Source organism: Duganella sp. SG902 (assembly GCF_013376005.1).
Classification (GTDB): Bacteria; Pseudomonadota; Gammaproteobacteria; order Burkholderiales; family Burkholderiaceae_D; genus Rugamonas.
Genome location: NZ_JABMJK010000003.1, coordinates 93,244 through 116,892, shown reverse-complemented (window position 1 = coordinate 116,892; position 23,649 = coordinate 93,244). Strand labels below are relative to the sequence as shown.

Annotated in this window: 21 protein-coding genes, 1 tRNA gene and 1 pseudogene; 9 read left to right on the top strand and 14 right to left on the bottom strand. The window is 62.3% G+C overall.

The features are described from left to right. The first annotated feature begins 55 nt into the window (after positions 1 to 55). Entirely contained in the window at positions 56 to 1,396 is a 1,341-nt protein-coding gene (locus FHW83_RS07220) for an enolase C-terminal domain-like protein (RefSeq protein WP_176646066.1), read from the top strand. On the opposite strand, the gene dsbD is transcribed toward FHW83_RS07220, so the two are convergent. The 6 genes from dsbD to mrtJ are packed head-to-tail and all read right to left on the bottom strand — an operon-like array spanning position 1,380 to position 8,439. After that, positions 1,380 to 3,221 (bottom strand): protein-disulfide reductase DsbD, encoded by a 1,842-nt coding sequence (gene dsbD, locus FHW83_RS07215; RefSeq protein WP_176645693.1) that lies wholly within the window; start codon positions 3,219 to 3,221, stop codon positions 1,380 to 1,382. The genes FHW83_RS07220 and dsbD overlap by 17 nt on opposite strands. Further along, positions 3,218 to 4,111 (bottom strand): FAD:protein FMN transferase, encoded by an 894-nt coding sequence (locus tag FHW83_RS07210; protein ID WP_176645692.1) that lies wholly within the window; start codon positions 4,109 to 4,111, stop codon positions 3,218 to 3,220. Before FHW83_RS07210 ends, dsbD begins: the two co-directional genes overlap by 4 nt. Beyond that, complete coding sequence (locus FHW83_RS07205; RefSeq protein ID WP_176645691.1) at positions 4,105 to 5,238, bottom strand: DUF3570 domain-containing protein; 1,134 nt, start codon at positions 5,236 to 5,238, stop codon at positions 4,105 to 4,107. The genes FHW83_RS07210 and FHW83_RS07205 overlap by 7 nt, the downstream gene beginning before the upstream one ends. A gap of 11 nt (positions 5,239 to 5,249) precedes the next feature. Continuing rightward, positions 5,250 to 5,471 carry a DUF4266 domain-containing protein gene (locus FHW83_RS07200; RefSeq protein ID WP_176645690.1) on the bottom strand — a complete coding sequence of 74 codons (222 nt, stop codon included), beginning with the start codon at positions 5,469 to 5,471 and terminating at the stop codon, positions 5,250 to 5,252. Then, positions 5,468 to 8,086 carry a choice-of-anchor D domain-containing protein gene (locus tag FHW83_RS07195; protein WP_308936739.1) on the bottom strand — a complete coding sequence of 873 codons (2,619 nt, stop codon included), beginning with the start codon at positions 8,084 to 8,086 and terminating at the stop codon, positions 5,468 to 5,470. The genes FHW83_RS07200 and FHW83_RS07195 overlap by 4 nt, the downstream gene beginning before the upstream one ends. Before the next feature lie 14 nt (positions 8,087 to 8,100). After that, a complete protein-coding gene (gene mrtJ, locus FHW83_RS07190) occupies positions 8,101 to 8,439 on the bottom strand; it encodes a JDVT-CTERM system glutamic-type intramembrane protease (protein WP_176645689.1) in 339 nt (112 codons plus the stop codon). Positions 8,440 to 8,600: 161 nt separating this feature from the next. Between mrtJ and FHW83_RS07185 the strand changes: the two genes are divergently transcribed. From FHW83_RS07185 to FHW83_RS07170, 4 genes are read left to right on the top strand one after another with little or no spacing between them, the layout of a single operon-like run. Continuing rightward, entirely contained in the window at positions 8,601 to 9,158 is a 558-nt protein-coding gene (locus tag FHW83_RS07185; protein WP_229224072.1) for an RNA polymerase sigma factor, read from the top strand. Continuing rightward, positions 9,155 to 9,814, top strand: coding sequence for a zf-HC2 domain-containing protein (locus FHW83_RS07180; RefSeq protein ID WP_176645688.1), 660 nt, complete (start codon positions 9,155 to 9,157; stop codon positions 9,812 to 9,814). Before FHW83_RS07185 ends, FHW83_RS07180 begins: the two co-directional genes overlap by 4 nt. After that, entirely contained in the window at positions 9,811 to 11,088 is a 1,278-nt protein-coding gene (locus FHW83_RS07175; RefSeq protein WP_176645687.1) for a S8 family serine peptidase, read from the top strand. The genes FHW83_RS07180 and FHW83_RS07175 overlap by 4 nt, the downstream gene beginning before the upstream one ends. 11 nt (positions 11,089 to 11,099) lie before the next feature. Then, on the top strand, positions 11,100 to 11,762 hold the full coding sequence (locus FHW83_RS07170) for a TorF family putative porin (protein WP_176645686.1): 663 nt from the start codon (positions 11,100 to 11,102) through the stop codon (positions 11,760 to 11,762). 1 nt (position 11,763) lies between these two features. Here FHW83_RS07170 and FHW83_RS07165 read toward each other — a convergent pair whose 3' ends face one another. The 4 genes from FHW83_RS07165 to FHW83_RS07150 all read right to left on the bottom strand — a co-directional run bounded on the left by FHW83_RS07165 (position 11,764) and on the right by FHW83_RS07150 (position 13,913). Next, positions 11,764 to 12,258: a glycine zipper 2TM domain-containing protein gene (locus tag FHW83_RS07165; protein WP_176645685.1), complete on the bottom strand. Its 495-nt coding sequence runs from the start codon at positions 12,256 to 12,258 to the stop codon at positions 11,764 to 11,766. Between the two features lie 371 nt (positions 12,259 to 12,629). Continuing rightward, positions 12,630 to 12,959: a hypothetical protein gene (locus FHW83_RS07160; protein WP_176645684.1), complete on the bottom strand. Its 330-nt coding sequence runs from the start codon at positions 12,957 to 12,959 to the stop codon at positions 12,630 to 12,632. A 12-nt stretch (positions 12,960 to 12,971) separates the two neighbouring features. After that, a complete protein-coding gene (locus tag FHW83_RS07155; protein ID WP_176645683.1) occupies positions 12,972 to 13,268 on the bottom strand; it encodes a hypothetical protein in 297 nt (98 codons plus the stop codon). Between the two features lie 333 nt (positions 13,269 to 13,601). Beyond that, positions 13,602 to 13,913, bottom strand: a complete 312-nt coding sequence (locus FHW83_RS07150; RefSeq protein ID WP_176645682.1) for a hypothetical protein — start codon at positions 13,911 to 13,913, stop codon at positions 13,602 to 13,604. A gap of 259 nt (positions 13,914 to 14,172) precedes the next feature. Between FHW83_RS07150 and FHW83_RS07145 the strand changes: the two genes are divergently transcribed. The 3 genes from FHW83_RS07145 (at position 14,173) to FHW83_RS07135 (ending at position 20,070) form a co-directional block, all read left to right on the top strand. After that, positions 14,173 to 17,757 (top strand): DUF4020 domain-containing protein, encoded by a 3,585-nt coding sequence (locus FHW83_RS07145; RefSeq protein ID WP_176645681.1) that lies wholly within the window; start codon positions 14,173 to 14,175, stop codon positions 17,755 to 17,757. Positions 17,758 to 18,240: 483 nt separating this feature from the next. Continuing rightward, a complete protein-coding gene (locus tag FHW83_RS07140; RefSeq protein WP_176645680.1) occupies positions 18,241 to 19,368 on the top strand; it encodes an FRG domain-containing protein in 1,128 nt (375 codons plus the stop codon). A 60-nt stretch (positions 19,369 to 19,428) separates the two neighbouring features. Continuing rightward, positions 19,429 to 20,070 (top strand): hypothetical protein, encoded by a 642-nt coding sequence (locus FHW83_RS07135; protein WP_176645679.1) that lies wholly within the window; start codon positions 19,429 to 19,431, stop codon positions 20,068 to 20,070. 363 nt (positions 20,071 to 20,433) lie between these two features. Here FHW83_RS07135 and FHW83_RS07130 read toward each other — a convergent pair. The 3 genes and pseudogenes from FHW83_RS07130 to FHW83_RS07125 all read right to left on the bottom strand — a co-directional run bounded on the left by FHW83_RS07130 (position 20,434) and on the right by FHW83_RS07125 (position 21,389). Further along, positions 20,434 to 20,912, bottom strand: a pseudogene (locus FHW83_RS07130) (tyrosine-type recombinase/integrase). Positions 20,913 to 20,920: 8 nt separating this feature from the next. Continuing rightward, positions 20,921 to 21,112, bottom strand: a complete 192-nt coding sequence (locus FHW83_RS31295; protein ID WP_373997174.1) for an Arm DNA-binding domain-containing protein — start codon at positions 21,110 to 21,112, stop codon at positions 20,921 to 20,923. Positions 21,113 to 21,304: 192 nt separating this feature from the next. Beyond that, positions 21,305 to 21,389, bottom strand: a tRNA-Leu gene (locus tag FHW83_RS07125). A 156-nt stretch (positions 21,390 to 21,545) separates the two neighbouring features. On the opposite strand from FHW83_RS07125, the gene FHW83_RS07120 reads away from it, so the two are divergent. Further along, positions 21,546 to 23,507: an APC family permease gene (locus FHW83_RS07120; protein ID WP_176645677.1), complete on the top strand. Its 1,962-nt coding sequence runs from the start codon at positions 21,546 to 21,548 to the stop codon at positions 23,505 to 23,507. Here the strand turns inward: FHW83_RS07120 and FHW83_RS07115 are convergent, their stop codons facing one another. Continuing rightward, positions 23,508 to 23,648, bottom strand: a complete 141-nt coding sequence (locus FHW83_RS07115) for a hypothetical protein (protein WP_176645676.1) — start codon at positions 23,646 to 23,648, stop codon at positions 23,508 to 23,510. Position 23,649 lies beyond the last annotated feature (1 nt).

Genomic DNA, 23,649 nt, shown 5'->3' with positions numbered 1-23,649 from the left:
GGCGGTTTTTTTTTAGGATAACGCTGTGACCAATGTAAGCCCTGTAATCACCGCAATGCAGGTCATCCCGGTGGCGGGATACGACAGCATGTTGCTGAACCTGTGCGGCGCGCACGCGCCGTTCTTCACGCGCAACCTGGTGCTGCTGACCGACAGCGCCGGTCATACCGGCATGGGTGAGGTTCCCGGCGGCGCCGGCATCCTGGCGGCGCTGGAGCGCGCCGTGCCACTGGTGGTGGGCACCCAGATCGGCCGTTACAACCTTACGCTGAACGCGCTGCGCGCGGCCATCGCCGGCCAGGACTCGGCCGGCCAGCAATACCAGGTGACGTCGGCGGCGGAGGCTGAGGTGCTGAAGCAGCCGCACGAAATCAATCTGCGGCTGGAGAACGTGGTGACGGCGGTGGAAGCGGCGCTGCTCGATTTGCTGGGCCAGCACCTGGGCGTGCCGGTGTGCGAATTGCTGGGCGCCGGACAGCAGCGCGACAGCGTGCCGATGCTGGCCTACCTGTTCTACATCGGCGACCGCCGCCACACCGACCTGCCTTACCTGAGCGGCGACGGCGCCAGCGGCTGGTATGGGCGCCGCCATCAGGAGGCGATGACGCCGGCCGCCATCGTGGAGCTGGCCGAGGCCACGGTGGAAAAATACGGCTTCCGGGATTTCAAGCTGAAAGGCGGCGTGATGCGCGGGGAGGAAGAGATGGAGGCGGTCGCCGCGATCAAGCGGCGCTTCCCCGATTCACGCGTGACGCTGGATCCGAACGGCGCCTGGTCTCTGCGCGAGGCGATCGCATTGTGCAAGGGCCGGGGCGACGTGCTGGCCTACGCGGAAGATCCGTGCGGCCCGGAGAACGGTTACTCGGGCCGCGAGATCATGGCCGAGTTCCGCCGCGCCACCGGCATCCCAACCGCCACCAACATGGTGGCCACCGACTGGCGCCAGATGGCGCACTCGCATCTGCTGGGCGCCGTCGATATTCCGCTGGCCGATCCGCATTTCTGGACCATGCAGGGTTCGGTGCGGCTGGCGCAGTTGTGCGAGCAGTGGGGGCTGACCTGGGGCTCGCACTCCAACAACCACTTCGACGTGTCGCTGGCGATGTTCACGCACGCCGCCGCCGCGGCGCCGGGCCGGATCACGGCCATCGATACGCACTGGATCTGGCAGGAGGGGCAGGAGCGCCTGACGCGCGAGCCGCTGCAAATCGTCGGCGGCGCGGTGCAGGTGCCGCAAAAACCGGGCCTGGGCATCGAGCCGGATATGGATCGCATCCAGGCCGCGCATGCGCTCTACAAGAAAGTCGCCACCACCGCGCGCGATGACGCGATGGCGATGCGCTACCTGGTGCCGGATTTCGTCTACTCGCCCAAGCGGCCTAGCTTTGTTCGCTAGTGCGCTGTAGCTGGCGCACGAACGATTCCGGCGGCATGAAGCCGATCACGCGCGCCTGCGGCACTTCCTTGCCACGGGCGTCGAACATGATGATGCCCGGCGGGCCGAACAGCTGGAAGCGCTTCATTAGCGCGCGGTCGTCGGCGTTGTTGGCGGTGACGTCCACCTGCAGCAGTTGCATGTCCTGCATGGCCGCGGCCACGCGGCCTTCGGAGAAGGTCATGCGTTCCATCTCCTTGCAGGCCACGCACCAGTCGGCGTAGAAGTCCAGCATGACCGGCTTGGTGGTGGAGGCCAGCATCTTGTCCAGTTCCTCCACAGTGCGGATGCGCGTGAAGCGCGGGCCTTCATGCGCGGCCGCCTGCGCGCTGGCCGCGCCGCCCGCCGTGCCGCCCGCGCGCAGGTGGGCCAGCGGTTGCAGCACGTCGGTGCCGGAGCTGGCCGCGCCCACCAGTTCAAACAGGCCGCCGAGCAGCATCACCACGCCCAGCGCCTTGCCGGCGTAGGCGCCGATGCCGGCGCCTTGCGGCAGGCTGTCGCCGATGCGCAGGAATACCGCGCACAGGATGGCGAACGCGCCCCACAGCGCCATGTTGGCGGTCACCGGCAGGACAGGGCTGATCATCCAGATCGCCACCGCGATCAGCAGCAGGCCGAAGACCTTTTTCACGTTGTTCATCCACGCGCCGGCGCGCGGCAGCAGGCTGCCGGCCGAGAGGCCGGTCAACAGCAGCGGCACGCTCATGCCGGTGGCCATCGAGAACAATGCCCAGCCGCCGGTGACGGCGTTGCCGGTTTGGCTGATGTAGAGCAGGGCGCCGGCCAGCGGGCCCGCCACGCAAGGGCCGACGATGAGCGCGGACAGCGCGCCCATGACGAACACGCCGATCATCTTGCCGCCGCTCTGGCGGCCGCTCGATTCGGTCAGGCGGCTTTGCAGGGCGCTAGGCAGTTGCAGCTGGTAGACGTCGAACATCGACAGCGCCAGCGCGAACAACAGGGCGCCAAAGGTCAGCAGTACCCAGGGCTTTTGCAGCGCGCCGGCCAGGCCCTCGCCGGCCAAGCCGGCGGCCACGCCCAGCGCGGTGTAGACCAGCGCCATGCCGATGCTGTAGGCGCCGGCCAGCAGCAGGCCGCGTTTGCGTGTGACGCTGCCTTCGCCAACGATGATCGAGGACAGAATGGGCACCATCGGCAGCACGCACGGCGTGAAGGACAGCAGCAGGCCGAACACCAGGAAGGCGCCGCCGATGCGCCATGCGCTGCCGCTTTGCAGCGTGCGCTGGGCCAGCGAGGTGTCATCCTCCGCTGCGGCCGGCGTGGGCGATGCAGCCGGTGCCACTGATGCCGCAGGCGCTGCGGTCGCGGTGGTGGCCGGAGCATCAAGCGCCGTCTTCGCCGCCAGCACGCCCGGCACCGTTGGATTGATGGTGTAGGTCAGCGCCACCGGCGGATAGCACAGGCCCGCGTCCGCGCAGCCCTGGTAGCCGACGGTCAGGTCGAACGGCGCCTTGCCGCTCACCGGCACCTGCAATTCCAGCGTGCCGTAATAGGTCTCCATCTCCTTGCCGAAGTTCTCGTCGAACTTGCGTTTCCCGTCCGGTAGCTGCGGTTGCGCGACGCCGGGACCGGTGAAGGACAAGCGCTCGCGGTACAGGTGATAGCCCGGCGGCATGCTCCAGCGCAGGGCCACGGTTTGCGCGTCGCGCAGTTCAGCCTTGAGCACAAACGCCTGTTCGGGCGGCAGGAAATCATCCGCCAGCGCGGATGGCAGCCATGCGGCCATCACCAGCGCGCATAGCCATTTGAAAATGGACTTCATCATGTTCTCCGAAAAATACGGCCCTCGTGATCGATGGCCAGGTAACTCACGCCGGAACGGTCGAGAAAATCGATGCCGTCCTGTTCCAGCAGCATGGCGGTGGTGGTGCAACTGCCCGCGGTGATCGCCAGCGGCCCCACCACGCTGACCGAGCGCCAGTAGGACACCGGCATGCCACTGCGCGGGTCCAGCACATGGCAATAGCGCCGGCCATCCACTTCAATAAATCGTTCGTAATCGCCACTGGTGGCCAGGGCCCCGCGCCCTATCGGAATGCTGGCCACCGTGGCCGACATGTCGCGCGGGTCCTGGATGCCGATGTCCCATGGCTTGCCATCCGGGCGCGGGCCGAGAAAGCGCATGTCGCCGCCGAGGTTCACGTAACCGTGATCGACCCCCAGCACCGCCAGCAGTTCCGCCGCGCGGTCCACGGCATACTCCTTGCCAAAGCCGCCGAAGTCGAGCTCCATGCCAAGCTGCGGCAGGAAGACCGAGCTCTCGTCGCGCACCACCTTGCTCCAGCCGACCAGCGGCAGCAGCGCTTCCAGCGCCCCGGGACGCGGCAGCGCGCCGCCGCGGAAATCCCAGGCCTTGCGCAGCACGCCGGAGGTGATGTCGAAGCGGCCCTCGCTGTTGTCATGCAATGCGTCCGCATAGGCCAGCAGGGCCGCCGTCTCACCGTCACAATCCACCGCGCCCAGCCCCGCCGCCGCGTTGATGCGGCTGACGATGCTGTCGCTGCGATAGCGCGAATACTTCTGCTCGATGCGGCGCACCTCGTCGATGGCCTGCGTGGCGATGTGCCGCGCCGCCGCCGCGTCGGCCGCCGCGATTCTTACCTCGCAGCGGCTGCCCATGGCGGTGAAGGAGACGGTGTAGATGTCTTCTACCATAGCCGCGTGAAGCCGACCTGCAGGCTGGTGGCGCGCATCGGCTCCAGTCCCGGGCTGCCGTTGCCGAACACGCGCCAGGCGCCGCGTTGCTCGTAGCGTTCCACCTTCAGGTCCACGCTCCAGTCGCGGTCGATCTGCTTGGTCACCTTCAGGCCCGCGGTCACAGCGCCGAACGCGGACAGCCGCTGGTCCGCCGAAACGAAGGCCGAACTGCCGAACGCATAACCAGGCGGGAACGGCGCGCCCAGTTTGGCGTCGTACACCGGATCGAAGTAGAAGTCTGCGGCGCGCTGCGAGTACAGGCGCAGGTTCGGCGTCAAGGTCCATCCGTTGGCCAGCGATTGCACCCATTCGCCCGACAGCGTATGCGCGCTGACGCCGAAGCTGTCGCGGTAGTAGCGGTAGCTCAGGCGGCTGGTGGCGTCGGCGTCGACAAAGCGATGGTTCCATTGCGCCAGCAGCGTGTCCTGGTCGCGCTTGCGCGGCCGGTTGTCGGGGAACTTGTACGGGTCGGAGTAGTAGCCATGCCCGCCGCTGTGGGTGTACGTCAGCTGGCCGACGTCGACCGGGGTGAACACGCGCGTCACACCGGCCAGTACGCTGACGGTCTGGCGGCCCTCGTTCAGCACCATGCGGTTGACCGGGTTGATGGCGTCATCCGAACCGCCCAGCCCCAGCGCCCACGTGGTGTTCTTGTCTTCGCTGTCAAAGGTGGCTTGCAGCGACAGCGCGCGCGAACGGTAGTCATGTTCGGTGGAGAAGGCCGCGCCCATGCTCACCGTGCCGTGCGGCAGATAGCGCGTGACGGTGACGTCGCCGGCCTTGCGCAGGTCGTCCATGCGCGAGGCGCCGGATACCGCCGTGTGAAAGCGCGGCGACGCGCCCGAGACATCGTCCATGGTGGCGCTGGCGGCGACCGTCCATTCGCCGGCGATCGGCGCCATCACCGACACCGACGGCGCGTGCACCTGCACGCGGTCCAGGTCCGGTTGGTCCTCCTTGTAGTACAGGTATTTGACGCTGATGGCGCCGCGCTCCGGCGCCGCCTCGGCGTGGGCGAGGCCCGGCAGCAGCATGGCCGCCGCCAGCAGTGCTTGTCCTACGGATGGCTGTTTGTCTTTATCCATGGTGTTCCTTGTCAGTTGCAGCCGCAGCCGCCGCCGCCAACGGCGCTGCCGCCGGAGGCGGCCTCCTTGCTGGCGTAGATGTGTTCATTGAAGCGGGCGCCCAGGGCGTCGCCCTGCAACAGCATGTCCGGGCGCGCCAGCTGGCCTTTTTCCCATGGCTGCACCGGCGGCAGCGCACAGCCGGACAGGCCGGCCATGGCGGCGCACAGCGCGATCACGACGCGGGCCCTCATTTGGACGCTCCCAGCGCGGCCTTGATGCGGCTTTCCAGCGCCTCGCGGTCGGCCGGACGGAAGCCGCTGTGCTCATACAGCACCTTGCCGTCAGGGCCGATCAGCACACTGCTAGGCATGCCCTTGATGCCGTAGGTGCGCGGCGCGCTGCCGTTAGGATCGAAGGCGATCACGAAGCTGGCCGGCGTGGCGGCCAGGAAGTTGCGCGCGTCCTCCGACTTGGCGTCGACGTTGATGCCGACGATCTGCAAGCCCTGGTTGCCGTAGCGCGCCTGCATCTCGTTCATCCACGGGAAGGACTGGCGGCACGGACCGCACCACGAGGCCCAGAAGTCGACGTACACCAGCTTGCCCTTGTACTGATCCAGCTTGACCGCGCCATCCAGGCCATTCAGGTTGAAGGCGGGGGCGGGTTTGCCGGTTTCCAGCGCCGATGCGGGCGCCGGCAGCGACAGCACGCCGCATGCCGCCACGGCGGCCAGCGCCGCGCCGGCCGCCGCGCGCGCCTTGCGGCGGCGCCACAGCAGCACACCGGCGGCCAGCACCACCAGCACGGCCAGCATCGGATCGTTACCGTCTTTCACGGACGAGCAACCGCCGCCGCCACGGTTCTGGCTACCGCCAGCGGATGGCGCCGCGGCGGCGCCCTGGCCGCTCAGCGCGATGGTCCAGCTGGCGCCGGCGCCTTGCAGGGCGACGCTGCCGGCCGCGCTGCCGGCGGTGGTTGGCGTGAAGCGTACCGGCAGTTCGCACGAGGCGCCGGCGGCCAGCGTCAGTGGGAAGGCGGCGCAGGAAGTGGCGTCGTTGACGGCCGCGTAAGGACCGCTGAAGGTGGCGCCGGTGATGGTCAGCGGCGCGCTGCCGGTATTGGTCAGCGTGAAGCGCTTGACGGGACCGGTGTCGCCGACGGTGGCGCTGCCAAAGTCGAACGACTGGGGATTGGTGCTCAGGCTAGGCGTGGTGGTTGGCACCGACAGACCGTTGCCGCTCAGGCGCACGCTGAACTGCGCGCCGCCGTCAGTGACCAGCACCAGGTCGGCGCTGCGGGCGCCGGCGGTGGTGGGCTTGAAGGTGGAGTCGATGGTGCAATTGGCGCCAGGGCTGACGGTGCCGCCCACCGCGCAGCTGCCGCCCAGCGCGAAGTCGCCCGGGTTGCTGCCGCCCAGTACCAGCGACGTGATCTTCAGCGCGGCGTTGCCGTTGTTGGTGAGCGTGGCGCTGTGCGTGGCTGCCTGCTGGCCCACTTGCGTGTCGGTGAAGGCCACGGGCGCGGTGTCCGACAATACCGGACGCGCCACGGCGGCCGTGGTGCCGGCGCCGGTGACGGCGACCGACAGGTCCGGCGCGTTGGAACGCAGCAGCAGCGTGGCGCTGACGTTGCCCTCGCTGGTCGGGGTGAACGACAGCGGCACATTGCAGCTGGCCGCGACCGCCAGCGTGCCGGCGCAGGCTCCGCCGCCGATGGTGACGCTGGATGCGCCGCTCACCGCGACGCTGGTGAAGGTCACCGGCACGTTGCCGCGGTTGGTGATGGACACGGTCTGCGCGGCGCTGGCGCCCACGGTCTGGGAGCCGAACGCCACCACGCTGGGGTTGGCCGCCAGCGAAGGCGCCGGGGCGCTGGCGCTGCCGGCAAGGCCGATCGCGACCGCGCCGTTGGAGGCGTTGGAGGCGAGGTTCAGGTTGGCCGCGAAGGCGCCGGCCGCGGTTGGCGTGGCCGTCACCGTCACGGTGCAGCTGCCGCCCGCCGCCACGGGCGCGGAGGTGGCGCAGCTGCCGCCCAGGGTGAAGATGGCGGCGTTGGCGCCGGACAGCGAGATGCCGCTGAAGGTCAGCGGCGCCTGGCCGGCGTTATTGACGGTGATGGTCTGTGCCGGCGACGCCGCGCCGGTCGCCAGCGCGCCAAAGTTCAGCGTGGTGGCCGAGACGGAGATGGTGGCCGCGGCCACGGCGTTGCCGGTGCCGCTCAGGGCCACGCTGCTGCCGCCGCCAGTGGCGTTATGGCTGATGTTCAGGGCCGCGCTGCGCGCGCCCGCCGCGGTCGGGCGGAAGGTGAGCTGCACATTGCAGGTGGCGCCAGCGGCGACAGCGGAGCCGGCCCCGCAATTACCGCCGGTGATGGAGAAGTCGCCGGCGTTGGCGCCGCCCACGGCGATGGCGCTGATGTTCAGCGCGGCGTTGCCGGTATTGGTCAGCGTGGTGCTGAGCGCGGCGCTGTTCTGGCCGACCGTGGTGCCGGCGAACGCCAGGGTGGCCGGCGCCAGCGAGGCGGCCGGCGCCGCCGTCACGTTGGGATTGCCGATGAAGGCGGCCAGGTCGGCCAGTTCGGCGGCGGAGAATTTGCCGTTGTACAGGGAACCCATGCCGCCGCGGTTGGCGCTGAAGGCGCCGCTGATGACGCTGGGGTTGTTGGCCGCCGCCAGGATGCCGTTGACGTTGTTGGCCGGCGTCGGGCCGTGGCAGGACGCGCACGCCGTGCCGCCGGACACCGGTCCGTTCAGGTACAGGCTTTTGCCATTCAGGGCGTCGGCCGCGTGCGCGCCGTGGGCCAGCGCGAGCATGGTCCACAAACCGGCAAGCTGCGCGCCGCGGTGGGTCGAGAGTAGGTGTTTCATCGGTTCTCCAGTCACTAGGATCCACAAAAGGTGATTGCAAAAGCATTCGACAGACCATGCATCAGCGCGCACACGCGCCAGTCGCGCCAGCGCTGGTAGGCCGCCCCGAACAACAGCCCGGGCCAGAACACCAGCGCCGCCGCCGCCACGCCCGAGCCCAGGTGCAGGGCGCTGAAGGCGACGGCGCTGAGCAGCAGCGCGGGCAGCGGCGCCACCCGCTGCAGCAGCCAGTGGTGCACGCCCGCGCGGATAATCCATTCCTCCAGCAGCGGCGCCACCAGCAGCAGGCGGGCCACGGCGGCCGGGTCCGGGGAAAGCAGGGCGGGGCCGCAGAAGAAGGAGGGGACAAGCACGGTTGCTGAACAATCTGTTAATGTTGTTGCGGTCAATAGCCAATCGGGCAAAGATGGTTCAAAATTGGAGAAATTAATTTTTTGCCGTGGGCTTGAACCTTTTTTTTCCTACCGCGTATTTACCGCACCAGGGGAGAAAATGCATGCGGATGGGCGGAAGAATGGCGTTGCCGGACGAGTTGGATGAGAATGTGCTGCTGCGGCGGGTCTGCGGCGGGGACCGGCTTGCCTTTCAGGCGCTGTATCGCAGCTATTTTTCGCGGCTGGCGCGTTTCCTCGACCGCATGACCCGCAATGTGCCGCTGGTGGAGGAGATCATCAACGACACCATGATGGTGGTGTGGCAGAAGGCCGCCACGTTCGACGGCAGCTGCAAGCTGTCCACCTGGATCTTCGCGATCGCCTACCGGCAGGCGCTGAAGGCCCTGCGCGGACTGGATGTGCCGCTGGAGCCGCAGGAGGACCAGCCGGGCGAGGCGGGCGCGGAGCCGGAGCACGCGCTGGCGGCGCGCCAGTTGCAGCGGGGCGTCAGCCGCGCGCTCGACGCGCTGCCGATGGAGCAGCGCATGGTGGTCAGCCTGACCTATTATCATGGCATGGCCTACCAGGAGATCGCCGACACCATGGGCTGCCCGGTGAACACGGTGAAAACGCGCATGTTCCACGCGCGTCAAAAGTTGAAGGACATGCTGTCCGATCATATGGAAGAAATGCAATGAGTACCCACACGAGCATGAGCGACACCGAGCATCAGGCGCTGCAGGATTTGCTGCCCTGGTATGCGTCGGGTTCGCTGGGCGAGGCCGAAGCGCTGCGCGTGCAGGAGCACCTGCAAGGCTGCGCCGCCTGCCGCGAAGACCTGTCATGGCAGCGCAAGCTGCTGGTGACGGAAGGGCCGCTGCCGTCCGGGCTGGACCCGGAGCGCGCGCTGGCGCGCCTGATGCCGCAACTGGACGCGGTCCCGCAGCAACCGGCCGCACGCGTCAACCGCGCCACGCCACTGGCGCGCCTGCGCGCATGGCTGGGCGATACCGGCTGGCAGGGCTGGGCGATCGCCGCGCAACTGGGCGTGATCGCGGTGCTGGCGGTGCAGCTGCTGCCGCACGGCGGCGAGGCGCCGCCGGCCTACCAGGCGCTGGGGCGCGGCGCCGCATCGACGCCGGACGTGCTGGTGGTCTTCAAGGCCGATGCGCGCCTGCAGGACGTTCAACAACTGCTGCAAGCCAGCGGCGCGCAGATCATCGGCGGCCCCACCGTCACCGGCGCCTACATGCTGGACGTGGATGCCGGCCATCGCGCCGAACTGCTGTCCGCCTTGCGCGCCAACCCGGCGGTGGAACTGGCCGAATCGCTGACCGCGGCGGGCCAGCCATGAAGCGCCTGCTGGCGCTGGCCTTGTTCCTGTGCTGTGGCGCTGCCCCGGCACAGGACGGGCTGGATCTGCCGCGCATCGTGCCGCGCGCGGCGACAGCGGCCGAGGCGCCGCAAGCGCCGGAGCCGGCCGAGATCCTCGTCATGTTCAACCTGCCGGCGCCGCACTTCCGTCCCGATAACTACGGCAGCTTCGATTACCGCGAGGACGCGGGGCACAGCGCGCGCAAGCGCATCGCCGTCGCGGTGGCGGCCGACTATCAACTGGAACTGATTGAAGACTGGGCCATGCCGGTGCTGAACATCGACTGCTATCGCATGCGCCTGCGCGCCGGGCAGCCGGCGGCGCCGGTGCTGGAAGCGCTGGCGCGCGACCGCCGCATCGAATGGGCGCAGGTGATCCAGGACTTCGCGGCGCAAGGCGGCAGCGATCCGCTGTATCGCACCCAGCCAGCGGCCGGGCCGTGGCAGCTGGAAGAAGTGCGCAAGGCCGCCACCGGACGCAAGGTGACCGTGGCCGTGGTGGACAGCGGCATCGAGAGCAATCACCCCGACCTGGCGGGGCAGGTGGCGTTGGAAGAGAACTTCGTCGATGGCCAGAAATACGTGGCGGAGCTGCACGGCACCGCGGTGGCGGGCGTGATCGCCGCCAGGGCGGGCAATGGCGTCGGCATCGAAGGCGTGGCGCCGGACGCGCGCCTGCTGGCCCTGCGCGCGTGCTGGCAGGCCAGCGGCGCCACGCGCTGCAACAGCTTCACGCTGGCCAAGGCGATGAACTTCGCGCTGGCGAACGGCGCGCAGGTGATTAACCTCAGCTTGTCCGGACCGCAGGACAGATTGCTGCAGCAGTTGGTGGAGGCGGCGCAGGTGCGCGGCGTCCGCGTGGTGGGCGCGGTCGATCCCGCGCGTGCGGACGGCGGCTTCCCGGCCAATGTGCCAGGCGTGTTCGCGGTGGCCTCGGACGGCGCGCCGCCGCGCGCCGGCATGCACGCCTTGCTGGCGCCGGGCCGTGATATCCCCACCACCATGCCGGGCGGCCGCTGGGGCATGGTGGCCGGCTCCTCGTACGCCGCCGCCCATATCTCGGGCATGCTGGCGCTGCTGGAGGAGCTCAAGCCGCAACTGCCGGCGGCGCGCCTGCGGGACGGCATCGTGTCCAACGAAGGCAGCGCACCTTTGACGGGAGTTGATCTCTGTGCCACCATCATCCGTATTTCAGGAAAATGTACATGCGCGTGCCAACCCAGTTCCAGCAACCGATTCGCACGCTCGCCCTGAGCCTCCTGCCGTTGCTGCTGGCGCATGATGCACGGGCACAGTTAAGCGGCAGCGCGGGCCTGGTCTCCAACTACATGTATCGCGGCATCTCGCTCAGCGACGACAAGCCGGCGGCACGCCTGGCACTCAATTACGATGGCACGACCGGCTGGTTCGCGGGTGGACAGGTGGTCACGGGACAACTGGCGGTGGAGACGCATCGCAGCGCGCAGTGGACCGGTTACGCGGGCTATGCGCAGCGCCTGCCGTCCGGTGTGTCGTGGGAGACCGGCGTGTCGGCCTACGCGTTTCCGAACAATTCAAGCTGGAGCTTCCGCGAACTGTTTGTCGGACTGGCCGGCGATAGCCTCAGCGGACGGCTGCATTATTCGCCCGACTATCTGGGCGTGGGCGAGCGCTCGCTGTATGGGGAGTTGAACGGCGGCTGGGTGCTGGGGCCGCGGGTGCAGGCTTTCTGGCACGGCGGTTACTACTATTCGCTCGATAACGCGCAGTCCAACCGCGTCGAGGCGCGGTTGGGACTGGCAAGCGCCTACAAGGAATGGCGCGCGCAGGTGTCGCTCGATATGGTGCGCCTGCGCGGTGGCACGACCACCGACATCTACGGTAAAACCACCGGCAGCCGTGGCGACGTGAGGCACGTCGTCGTCCTCACCGTCGCCCGCGCCTTCTGAGTTACTGCTGCGGTTGTTGCTGCTGTTGCTGGTTCTTCTTGGCGATCTCGTTACCGACGTAACCGCCACCAACCGCGCCGGCGATGGTCGCCAGCTTGCGGCCATTACCGCTACCTACCTGATTGCCGAGCAAACCACCAACCACGGCGCCGATGCCGATGCCAACCGCGCTGTTCTGCGGAGCGGGGGCCGGAGCCGGCGCCGGAGCAGGCGCTTGCGCTACCTGTTGCTGCGGCTGAGGCTGCGGCGCGTTGACGTGATGCACCACCGTTTTATGCTCCACCACGCGGCGTGGTTCAGGCGCAGGGGCTGGCGCGGCGACCGGGGCGGTTTCGGGCGCGGTGGCGGCGATAGGCGTATCGACCGGGGCATTCTTCGCGTTCGAATTTGGCAGCAAGCCCGCGATCGAGGCGGCGCCAACTAGGCTAACCAGCGCCACCGAAGCGGCGGCAACAGCCATCATGGGATGAATACGGGTGCGGGTGGTGTTTTCCATTTGTTCTCTCCTGAATATCGCCAACAGTGGCGCTTGCTCCTATAACGAGCTCGGGAAAGAATGCGGTGACGCAAAAAGTGTTTCTAGAGTAAGCAAATGTTACCCAGTCCTCTATAGAAATCGACCAAAGCGGGCAAGGGGGAATCGATCGCCGCCAGTTTGCAATGAAGCAGGCGCGCAAGCAGCTCCACATATCGCGTCGCAATCTTCGCCACTGACCCAGAAAGCGGATTGTCGACAGGTTTGGTTAACTCTTATGTATTTCCCCGACTCCAATTCGTTGTCCCCCGGTATTTACTCGTCCGTATTCGTGGCCGCCGCCGTCGCCATGTGGCTGGGTGTGAAGCGCGAGGATTTGATCAAGCCGGCTGTTAATGCAGCAGTTTCAGCATAAAGCCTGTCAGTACCGACGATTGCAGAATGGCGATGCCGACCACCCAACGCACGACTTCGGCCCGGCTTTCTGCAATCTTCGCTTCCAGTTCCAGTTTGACCTGATCGATTTTTGTATTCAATTTATTCTCGACCAGATCGATTTTCGCGTTGTTCTTGACGTCGACCTCTTCCAGCTTGCTCGAGATACGGTTTAGCTCGTTCATGATCTCGCCGGTGGTTTCCGCCTGAATGTCTGCCAGTGCCGGCGACATGCCAGCCTCCATCAGGCGCTTGGCATATTTGTGGCTGTCGAAGGGCGTGGACATGATCGCATCTTATCAAGGCATCAACTTCAACATCAGACCGGTGAACAAGGATGATTGCACAATGGCGATGCCCACCACCCAACGTACCAATTCAACCCGGCTCTCCGCAATCTTTGCCTCCAGTTCGACTCGGAATTGATCGATCCTCGCGTTGGTCCGGATGTCCACCTCTTCCAGCTTGCTGGAAATCCGGCTCAGTTCGTTCATCAACTCACCGGTGGTCTCCGCCTGCACATCGGCCAATGCGGGCGCCAAGCCGGCCGCCATCAGGCGCTTGGCGTACTTGTGGCTGTCAAAGGGAATGGACATGATCGCGCCTTTTGCCGGAATGAGCGTTCATGATGACGTGAGCGATAGTGGTCATTGTGCGCCAAGTCAAAAAAACGCGGAGCACCATGGCGGCGGATGACCAAGAGGTTCCAGTGCGAAGGTCTGGAGGCGCGATGATGGAAAATGAGGCGCGAGCTAATTATTCAGGGGACAGAACAGTCAAGGCGAAAAAAAGCACAGGGAAATCTGTGCTTTTTTCTATGTTCTGGTGCCCCGGGCCGGAATCGAAAACCACCCTGGAACACTGATGAATCCTTAGCTTTGCCATTTTGGCGCGGCTTATACCGTCAAATATACCGTCAGGCCAACATCTTACCCATCAGGTGGCCCATCAAAGGCCACGGGCGCAATATACCGTGCGAGTTCCTTCGGCCAGTTCCCACAAACCACCCTGCAATTCCCCTGCGTGTAAAACTCCCGGCCGCTCATCACGTTGCGAGCGCGGCCACCTTCCAGTTTTCGGAGGCCACCGATGCCCACGTTATCTTTTGATTTCCCGTTCGATCCCGGTCTTAAAGAGTTTGAGCCGTCAGCGGCCAGCGCGAAGTGGTCATCCAAGATGCCAATATCGCGGCAGGTCTTGTTGACCTTGGCCTGATTACGCCCTGCGTGGAGCCTGGTCATTACACCCCCATGGAGATGGAGGTGCATTAACTGCGGGGGGAATGGTTATGACGCCGCCATTCGGCCAGACATCCCCGCAGCCCGGCTCACCACAGTACGAGCTGTAGCTGGTAACTTGGCCCTACCGTTCCCGGCATTTCCTGACGCTGTGTGGACTGCTCCTCAGGGAGACACGTGGACGTATGGGGTGCCGCTATGCATGTCTAACCTAGTAAAACTGCGGCCAGTCAGCAGCAATTAGAAGTCTGCGAGCGAAACCGTGCCGATCCGATATTACGCTGTGCTCAAAGAAGGCTATAGTGGCACATTACGGTTTTCTCGCTCTGAACTCAGCATGGCAAAATTAGGCTCAATCAACTTCGACAATCGGATACTCGACGCGGCGCGCAATGGAACACTTGTCGTCTTCGCTGGTGCCGGGGTTTCAATGGGCCCACCGTCGAACCTACCGAGCTTTCAAGTGCTTGCCGAATGCATTGCTAATGGGACTGGGGTTGCAGTAGGGGAACCATTAGACCGCTTTCTGGGGCACTTACAAGGTCGAGGCATCCCAGTGCATGAGCGCGCCGCAAAGCAGTTATCCGTGCCGGAAAGCCAGCCGAAACAGCTTCATCAAGATCTTCTCAAGATATTTGGCACAGTCGACCGCGTCAGGATCGTTACGACGAATTTCGACTCTCACTTTGAATCAGCTTCAATCGCAGCGTTCGGGAAAGAACCAGACCTTTATAGAGCGCCCGCTCTCCCTCGGGGCAGTGACTTCAACGGAATCATACATGTCCACGGTGCGCTTTCCCATCCAGCGGACTTGGTGCTTACGGATGCTGACTTCGGCCGGGCTTATTTGACAGAAGGCTGGGCGCGACGCTTTCTTGTTGAAGTGTTCCGACGATACACAGTCCTGTTTGTCGGCTATAGCCACGATGACGTAGTCATGAACTATCTTTCGCGTGCGCTACCCGCCGACGGCGTGGTCGGTCGCTTCGCCCTGACCGAAAAAGAAGGTAACTGGAAAATCCTCGGCATCACGCCGATCCGATTCGAGTTGGCTGAAACTGGCAATAGCTACAAGGCGCTGGAGGACGGGGTGCACAAACTGGTTGAATTGGCCTCGCGCGGCGTCTTGGATTGGCGGCAGCGGCTGACCGATCTAGGCACAGGCGCCCCTCCAGTCGATGACGAAGTAGTTGATGAAATTGAAGAGGGACTGCGTGAGGTGCATACGACGCGCTTCCTATTGCGTGCGGCAAATGGTGCCGAGTGGCTTCGCTGGTTCGATGCTCGGCATCACTTCGATGCGCTGTTCGGTCCCGGTGCATTAAGCGAACGCGAAAGCATGCTGATGAATTGGTTAGTTAGCAACTTCGCTCTGAAGCAGCCGTATGAGGTATTTAGACTTATTGCGCTGCACGGCGGGCGATTGAGTACTGCTCTGTGGAGCGCATTCGTGCTCCAGATCGGCACAGACAAAGAAGTGCCATTAGAGGCGAGCGTGCTGGCAAAGTGGGTAACCATCCTGCTTGCAACGCGCCCGCCAGCAACAGACCGCACGAACCTCGTTTGGCTAGCCGAGAGATGTGCGGATGCAGGAGAGAATACGCTCACCCTCAAAATTTTCTTGTATCTGTGTCAGCACGAAACGACCCTCACTGCCACCTCTAGCAATTGGAATATTGTCGATGAGGACGAGGCTCCGCATCGACGCTTCGAGGCTGCCTGCGTGCTCGGTTGTGATGTGAATCTACTCTCTGATCTATGGACAGATCACGTCAAGCCGAACTTGCCCGTGATCGCGCTCCCTTTATTATCCGGAATAACGAAAATACTGGAAGATATCCAACGTGATCTGGCGACTTGGGACATGGTATCGGATGGCTGGGACCCACACAGTTATCACCGCTCGGCGATCGAGCGGCACGAACAGGATCGCTTCCCCGAACCAATTGACGTCTTGATCGACGCAGCGCGCGATGCGCTGGAGCACATGGTTGAGAGTCACCCATTGTTTGTTGAGGCGTGGATCGAGAACGTCAACGTCGAGGTCTCTCTGCTGCGACGACTCGCTGTTCATGCGAGCACAGTACGGACCACTACGTCCGCCGATGAACGCTTAAACTGGATACTCCGTCGCGTGGGTCTTGAGGGCACAATGGAGCACCACGAGGTGTACCGCGCAACCGCAATCAGTTATCCACTAGCGAGTGACGATATGCGCCGAACGCTGGTTGATGCAGTACTTGCTATTAAGGTGCCGGCGGCTGTCGATTGGTCTGCGGAGAAGATGACGGATTGGTCCCGCTTCGCATGGCTGTCTTGGCTTTTGCAGGCTCGTCCAGACTGCATTTACGCTCAAGCTGCTTTGGAACCGATCAAGCAACGGCATCCAGAATGGGAGCTTGAAGAACACCCGGATTTCACGCACTACAGTGGGATGACTGGTTACGCCGGTAATGAAAGTCCTTGGCCGACGGAGCAACTGCTGGCCAAGTCAGCGCAGGATCAGCTTGACCAGTTGTTGACCTACGAGGGAGCGCGGCTTTTCGGTCCAAGCCGGTCTGGCTTATTAATGGCGGTGACCACTGCTTGCAAACGAAACCCGCAGTGGGCATTCGGCCTTATTGTTGCATTGATAGCGAAAGGTGCGTACTCCTCAGATCTTTTGGCGGCGGCGCTGCGTGGTTTCAATGACAGTGAACTTACTGCCGACGAGTGGCATGAGCTGCTTACAATCGCTGGAAAGCTGGAGATCCAAGCGGCTCACGGTACGGATATTGCCAGGCTGCTTGTCGGCTTAGTCAAAGATGGCGGTAAGCCTTTCGCGCTTGACCTTCTGGATAAAGCGAACGAAGTGGCTCTCGGTACTTGGCAATCGGAGCGGCATGACGAAACTGACCAGCAAGTTTCCGACTGGCTGGCGACAGCCATTAACCGTTCCTCCGGGATCATCGTCGAATACTGGCTGGCTAGTCTCGCCGTGCTAATGCACGGAAAGTCCGGCGACGAACGATTCCTACCAAGCGCATACAAGAGTTGGTTCGAGAGCGTGCTAATCGAGCCGGGCCCTAAAGGAGGCTATGGACGTGCCTTGCTCGCAAGCCAAATTGCTTTTCTCTCTGGGATGGACGATGTATGGACGAGAGAACAAGTGTTACCTCTTTTCACGGACTCAGACTCTTCTAGGTTCGCTCAAGCTTGGCATGGGTTCTTGGCTTGGGGCCAACTCAATCAGACGCTGGCAGCAGAAATGTTGCCGGGTTTTCGTGCGGCGCTGTCCCGCATGAAGAATAAAGCGCCGCGTCGACGTCGGTTCATCGAATTCTACGCTGCTATTGCCGTGTTCTATGCCGACGACCCCATGCAGAACTTATTGCCCGATTTGATGCACTTAGGTGCCGTTAATGATCGGGTTACATTCGCTGGTTGCATTGGAAATTTCCTTCGCACGATGGAGACGGGGGCAAAACGGGCGCTATGGGATCGCTGGCTGAAGCGGTACTGGGAGCTGCGTTTGGATGGAACAGATGCACCGCTCGACGAAGGTGAAATCGAGAAAATGTTGAACTGGCTGGCTTATTTGGACGACAGTTTTGTCGAAGGAGTGGCATTGGCGGTTCAGGCACCGCATGTAGTGTTGGATCACAGCAGCTTGCTCTTGGAGTTGCGCAAAAATGAGTTAGTTGTGCAATTCCCGGAGGCCGGAGCGCAATTGCTCATCTACCTCTGTGACTGCGTCCGCAGTTATTTCATCGCGGACCTTGCGACGATTGCTAACCGACTTCCTCCACTTCCGTTGGAGGTTGACAGACGGCTTAAAGAGCAAATGGCGAGGGTTGGTGCAATATAAGCTGATGGACTTAATCTGCGGCGGTGCAAAGCCTCGAAGTTCCACAGCGCGGTGGAATTGAGTCAATCAGCGCCTCAATACGGTCCAGCTTTTCCATTACCCTTTTGAAGGCGGCCCAAGTCAGCCGCTGCCGTGCAGACAGGAGTGATGATAGTGGATGGCTGGGCAGTTGGCGTTGCGCCGCACATGGCCGTTGGCGTCAGGCACGGCCTGATGGCGAGTAAATAATTTCGGCTTCATCGATGTCGTCGAATCAAGGGAGGAATGTTCATGCTGGCGTCTGACCAGCTATTCGACTTTGGCCAAGGAAAAAACCTGAAAAAATTTTTCGCTCGGCCATCTCAAAAAAAATTTAGGAGGGTGGGGCGATAAATTGCGTGGCGGGGTGGGGTGCCTGCGCCCCGCCCCCCTTGAGATTTACTTCTAGGCATGCCACTGCTCGCATGACAGAATAGCCACTATTGGAAAATTTTGATTGCGATCATGGATCTCCCTATTCAACTACTAGGCTTTGTCGAGGATGGCGCTCAGCGATACGTTGCAATGATGTGCCGAGATTCAGACCGTCCAGACGAGGTGATGATTCAATGGGCAATAGCACTGGGCCCGCAGCCCAGCGGTATGGGGCTTCTAATGCGCATCACCAAAACTGCGGCAACGACTTTCAAGCTAAGGACGATGGCCGTCTATAAAACTGATGAGGGCGGAGGTCTTTTCCTCCCAACCGTTGAGGCCGTCGCAGACTATAATCAGCTAATTCAAGTCACCGCAGAATTACAGATACAGGAAAATAGCCTGACCGGCACTTGGACGGCGCCGGACAGTCCGGGGGGAAGAATTTCGTTTGAATTGACGCGACGATACCCCACCGTGAAGGCCCGCAAGTTACGCAGTTGGGATCAATTCAAAACATGGGCCAGCGCGCAGCGGTTAGAAGGCAGATTCGTTGATTTTCGCGGTCATGGTTGCAGTACATTTAGCTTATCCACTTCATTTCATCGCGCTGGTCGCGCACGTATCGAGCGCTTCTGTTACCAGACCATGCCCGAATTCCAGAATCTAGCAGAATCTATTCTTGATGAACGCTTCAATCGCAAGAGTCCAGAAGACTTTGCTATAGCCGTTGGACTTGCGCAGCATCATGGATTACCCACACCATTGCTTGACTGGTCCAAGTCCCCCTATGTAGCGGCGTTCTTTGCATTTTCTGATGCACTGGAGAATTTGAGTTCGAGGCCAGACTCTACGCATGTCCGTATCTACGCACTTAACGCCGCAGTATCGCAAGCGTCAGGTCTTCGTGTGACATTGACGGCTGCCGCACCAATTGCGAGCCATCTCAGCATCGTGCCGTGGAAGAATCCGCGATTGCTAGCTCAGCAGGGCTGTTTTTTGCTCACCAATTTGGTTAACTTAGAGGGATACCTAGGGGTGGTCGGAAAGAACATGAATACAGAACTGCTCACGGCCGTTGACATACCTATTTCAAGCGCAGCAGAGGCACTACAAGATCTGCAATTCATGGGACTGTCTGCTGCCACCATGTTCCCTGGCTTGGATGGAATTTGCAGAACGATGCGTCACCAGATGGCGTTCAAAAAGAAGAGCTGATATTAGACCTTCTGGCCCTTTTACCCTCGGACTATCGTTAAAATGTCACTAAAAAATAGGATGCTCTCACGGACCTCGGCCACACTAATCCTAGGCATCGGCATCGGGACCTTGATTGCTCTTCCAATCGCCGCGCCAGCCATTTGGGATGCCAAATTACCGGATGGAGCAGCGACGTTGTGGGGGGCGGCGCTGGGCGCTGTTATCGCGGTAGCTGGCGCATATTGGGTAGCAAGCATTCCATTGCGCATTCAACGACGAAATGCCGCAGCTCTCGTATTTCGCTTTCATCAACCCTTGGCATTCTTTCTGGAAGAAGTTACGTACTTGTATGGCCATCGCTCCTCGGCCTCACGGCCTGCATCGGACGTTGAGCCAGACCTTATCGAGCCCGATGGTTGGCGGGGCATCGCAGACTCTGCTAAATCTTTTTTAGACGCTTATCAGCACCTACAGCGGAAACACGCGAGAATCGACTCTGCCGTGACATGGCTAGTAGCCGATGATCTAGCTGCGCTTATGGGTTTAGAGATCGAGTTAGAAAGCGTTGCGCAAGCTTTAGAAGAGCTATATCAGGAAGCTTCGCAACCGGGGCGCCGTTTGTACGCTGACCATCCGAGTTGGGGAAGGCGTTTCTCTCTCTCTGTATTTAATGCCCATGTCATCGAGTACATGAGGGTACTTCAGGCGGCGGCAGAGTAGTCATCATAAGGAAAACGGTAGATGCCTATAGTAGGCATCTGCACCCCCTGTGTTTATGCGGGTTTGCGAGGTAGTCGGGTAAAAAATCGGGTGAAACGGAGTGAGAAACCGAATATCTCTGTAAATCGAGCGGCAGAGTTTCAGCTCTTGGCGGTGACCACAAGTACAGAAGTAGCACCTTGACGACGGTGATCTGGAACAAAGCCATAAGCAAAATCGTCCTGATGATCGAGTGCTTCATGTCCGTGAGGGCCAAGTCGATGTGCAATTTAGAGCAGTCGAGTCTATACTCGAGCCGAAGCATTGCCAGCTCCACTTTGTGCGATGGCGCAGGTACTGGATCGGTACCTTGTTCATAACTCATTAGTTCTGCACCGACCATAGGCCATCCTCGCTATTGCACTCAGACGAGTGTACCGCCGCCGAGTTGATGAAGCCATCGATTAGTAAAACCGAAGTGTTAATGGAGGCGTAGTGCTCGGTGACGGACGTAGTAAGCGCGCCTCTTAGGTCGGCTGTCACGTCGCGCTCTGCCAAACCGCTGGCGATGGCAAAACGGAGGATCTGGCCGCATACATGTTTGACGCGATGTGCAGATTCAATCCTCGAGCCTGCACTTTCTGGACGGTCAAGAGGACGTCGCGTGGCTTGATCGCGGAGATTGGCATATTGCCAATTTGCGGGAGCAGTTTTTGTCCAGCCAGCGACTTTTTTTTAGTTGTAGTAGCTGCGCGTTCAGAAGCAGTTTTTGCCAGCCAATCGCGTGCTACCAACTCAAAGGTGATGGTCGCATCAATGAGCTGCGCATCGCGTTCTTCGCTTTTTGCCAATGCGGGATCCACTCCGTCCGCTATCGCGGATATCGGTACGCTTGAGGCGCGCTTTTGCAAGAGATTGCGGGATACACTCCTAGCGCCATCGTCTTGCGCTTGCCGAGGTAGCGATAGTCCATGCGCCAGTATTTCCCAGTCGGGAGTACTTGCAGGTAAATGTCATCACCATCAGTGTACTTGTCGCCCTTGGGCTTTGACGTTCTTAACAAGAATATCAGTTAATGCCATTTCCCATCCTGACGGGATACATAGTTGCGGTGTCGGCCCTATACCGTCAAAAATGACGGTATAAACATGCGATGGCATGACATTGGTTGAGACGGCTTCAGACAACAAAAAACCCGCAGAGTAAGCAACTGTGCGGGTTTTAATGTTGTATGAGACAGTTTGATGCTTGTTCGTGGTGCCCCGGGCCGGAATCGAACCGGCACGCCTTGCGGCGGCGGATTTTGAGTCCGCTGCGTCTACCAATTCCACCACCGAGGCAGGTGTATTGCAATGCGACCCGCATTATCACCGATTTGCAACCACGCCGCAACCCTGTCGCCGATTTTTATATTTCAACAAGTATTCTGCCCGCGCGAAGCAGGTATCATCACGCCTACAGCCAGACTTTGCCGGTTCGCGCCGGCGCAGAGATGCATGAAAAATAATAAGATCCGTGAAATTATCCTGGGGAAACCGCTCGATCCGATGAAGAGCGAGACGCGTCATTCCATGGCGCTGGTCGCTTTCCTGGCCTGGGTCGGCCTCGGCGCAGACGGCCTCTCGTCCTCCGCCTACGGCCCCGAAGAGACGTTCCGCGCGCTGGGCGGCCACACCCATCTCGGCCTGTACATGGCGATCGCCACGGCGGTGACGGTGTTCATCATCGCGCTGGCCTATAACCAGGTGATCGAGCTGTTCCCCACCGGCGGCGGCGGCTACCGCGTGGCGACCAAGCTGGTGGGGCCGTACATGGGCCTGATCTCGGGCTGCGCGCTGATCCTCGACTACGTGCTGACCATAGCGATTTCGATCGCCTCCGGTGTCGACGCGCTGGCTTCGTTCCTGCCGCTGGGGTTCCAGCCCTACAAGCTATGGGCCGAGGTATTCTTCATCGGCCTGCTGATCGTGATGAACCTGCGCGGACTGAAGGAGGCGATCCAGATCCTGCTGCCGATCTTCCTCGGCTTCGTGGTCACGCATTTGGTCTTGATTGTGTATGGCATTTTTGCGCACGCGTCGCATTTGCCGGAACTGCTCCCGACCACGCTGGCCGAGACCACCGACCTGGCCAGCCATATCGGCTGGGCCGGCGTGGCGGGCATGTTGCTGCTGGCGTATTCGCAGGGCGGCGGCACGTACACCGGCCTGGAGGCGGTGTCCAACAACGTCAACCTGCTGGCCGAGCCGCGCGTGCGCACGGGCAAGATGACGATGCTGTACATGGCCTTGTCGCTGGCCTTCACGGCCGGCGGCATCATCCTGCTGTACCTGCTGTGGGACGCGAAGCCGGTGCCGGGCCAGACCTTGAACGCGTCCACCTTCAAGAGCATCATCGCCAGCATGGGCCTGGGCGGCGAGGTGGTGAACCAGATGCTGCTGGTGGCGGTGCTGGCGTTCGAGGCCGGCCTGCTGTTCGTCGCGGCCAATACCGGTTTCCTCGGCGGGCCGTCGGTGCTGTCGAACATGGCGGCCGATTCGTGGGTGCCGCACAAGTTCCGCTACCTGTCGACGCGGCTGGTGACGCAGAACGGCATCCTGGTGATGGGCATCGCCGCGCTCGCCATCCTGTGGTGGACCGGCGGCAGCGTGACCTTGCTGGTGGTGCTGTATTCGATTTCGGTGTTCCTGACGTTCGCGATTTCGCTGTTCGGGCTGGTGTTGTACTGGTCGCGCAACCGCAAGAAGGGCACGCGCTGGAAGCGGCGCTGGCTGCTGTCGGCGCTGGGCTTTGTGATTTGCGCCGGCATCCTGGCCGTGCTGCTGGTCGAGAAGTTCACCGAGGGCGGCTGGGCCACGGCGGCCATCATCGCGGCGATGGCGGCGTTCTGCTTCTACATCCGCAAGCATTACCGCGAGACCAAGCAGGCCATCCACTCGGTGGACGAGGTGTTCGCCTCGCAGCCGTTCGGCCCCAACCAGGAGCCGATCGAGCCGAACGTGGACGATCAGACCGCCGTGTTCATCGTCGGCACCTCGCGCGGCGGCGGCTTGCACGCCTTGCTGTGGGTGCAGCGCATGTTCCCCGGCCACTTCAAGAATTTCCTGTTCGTGAACGCGCGCACGGTCGACGCGCACGCCTACGGCGGCGAGGGCGCGCTGGAGCAGATGCGCAGCGAGGCGGCGGAGACGCTGGAGTTCTTCGTCGACTTTTGCCACAGCCATGGCATGGCGGCCTCGTCCTACCTGGGCTTCGGCACCGACGCGGTGGAGGAGGTGACGCGGCTGTGCGAGGAGATCAGCGGCGAGTTCTCGCACTCGATTTTCTTCACCAGCAAGCTGATCTTCGCCTCCGACAACTGGTTCACGCGCTTGCTGCACAACCAGGCCGCGCTGGCGGCGCAACGCCGCCTGCACCTGGAGGGCCTGCAGATGGTGATCCTGCCGATGAAGGTGTGATCAGTCGCTTTGATGGCGGATGGTGTCCTTCGCCAGCAGGTGGCGTTGCAGCAGGCGCTTGGCGCGCTCCTGGGTCTGGCGCAGGATGTCGCGGGCGCTGCGTTTGGCGCTCAGCACCGGTGCTTGCTTGGGTTGGGTCATG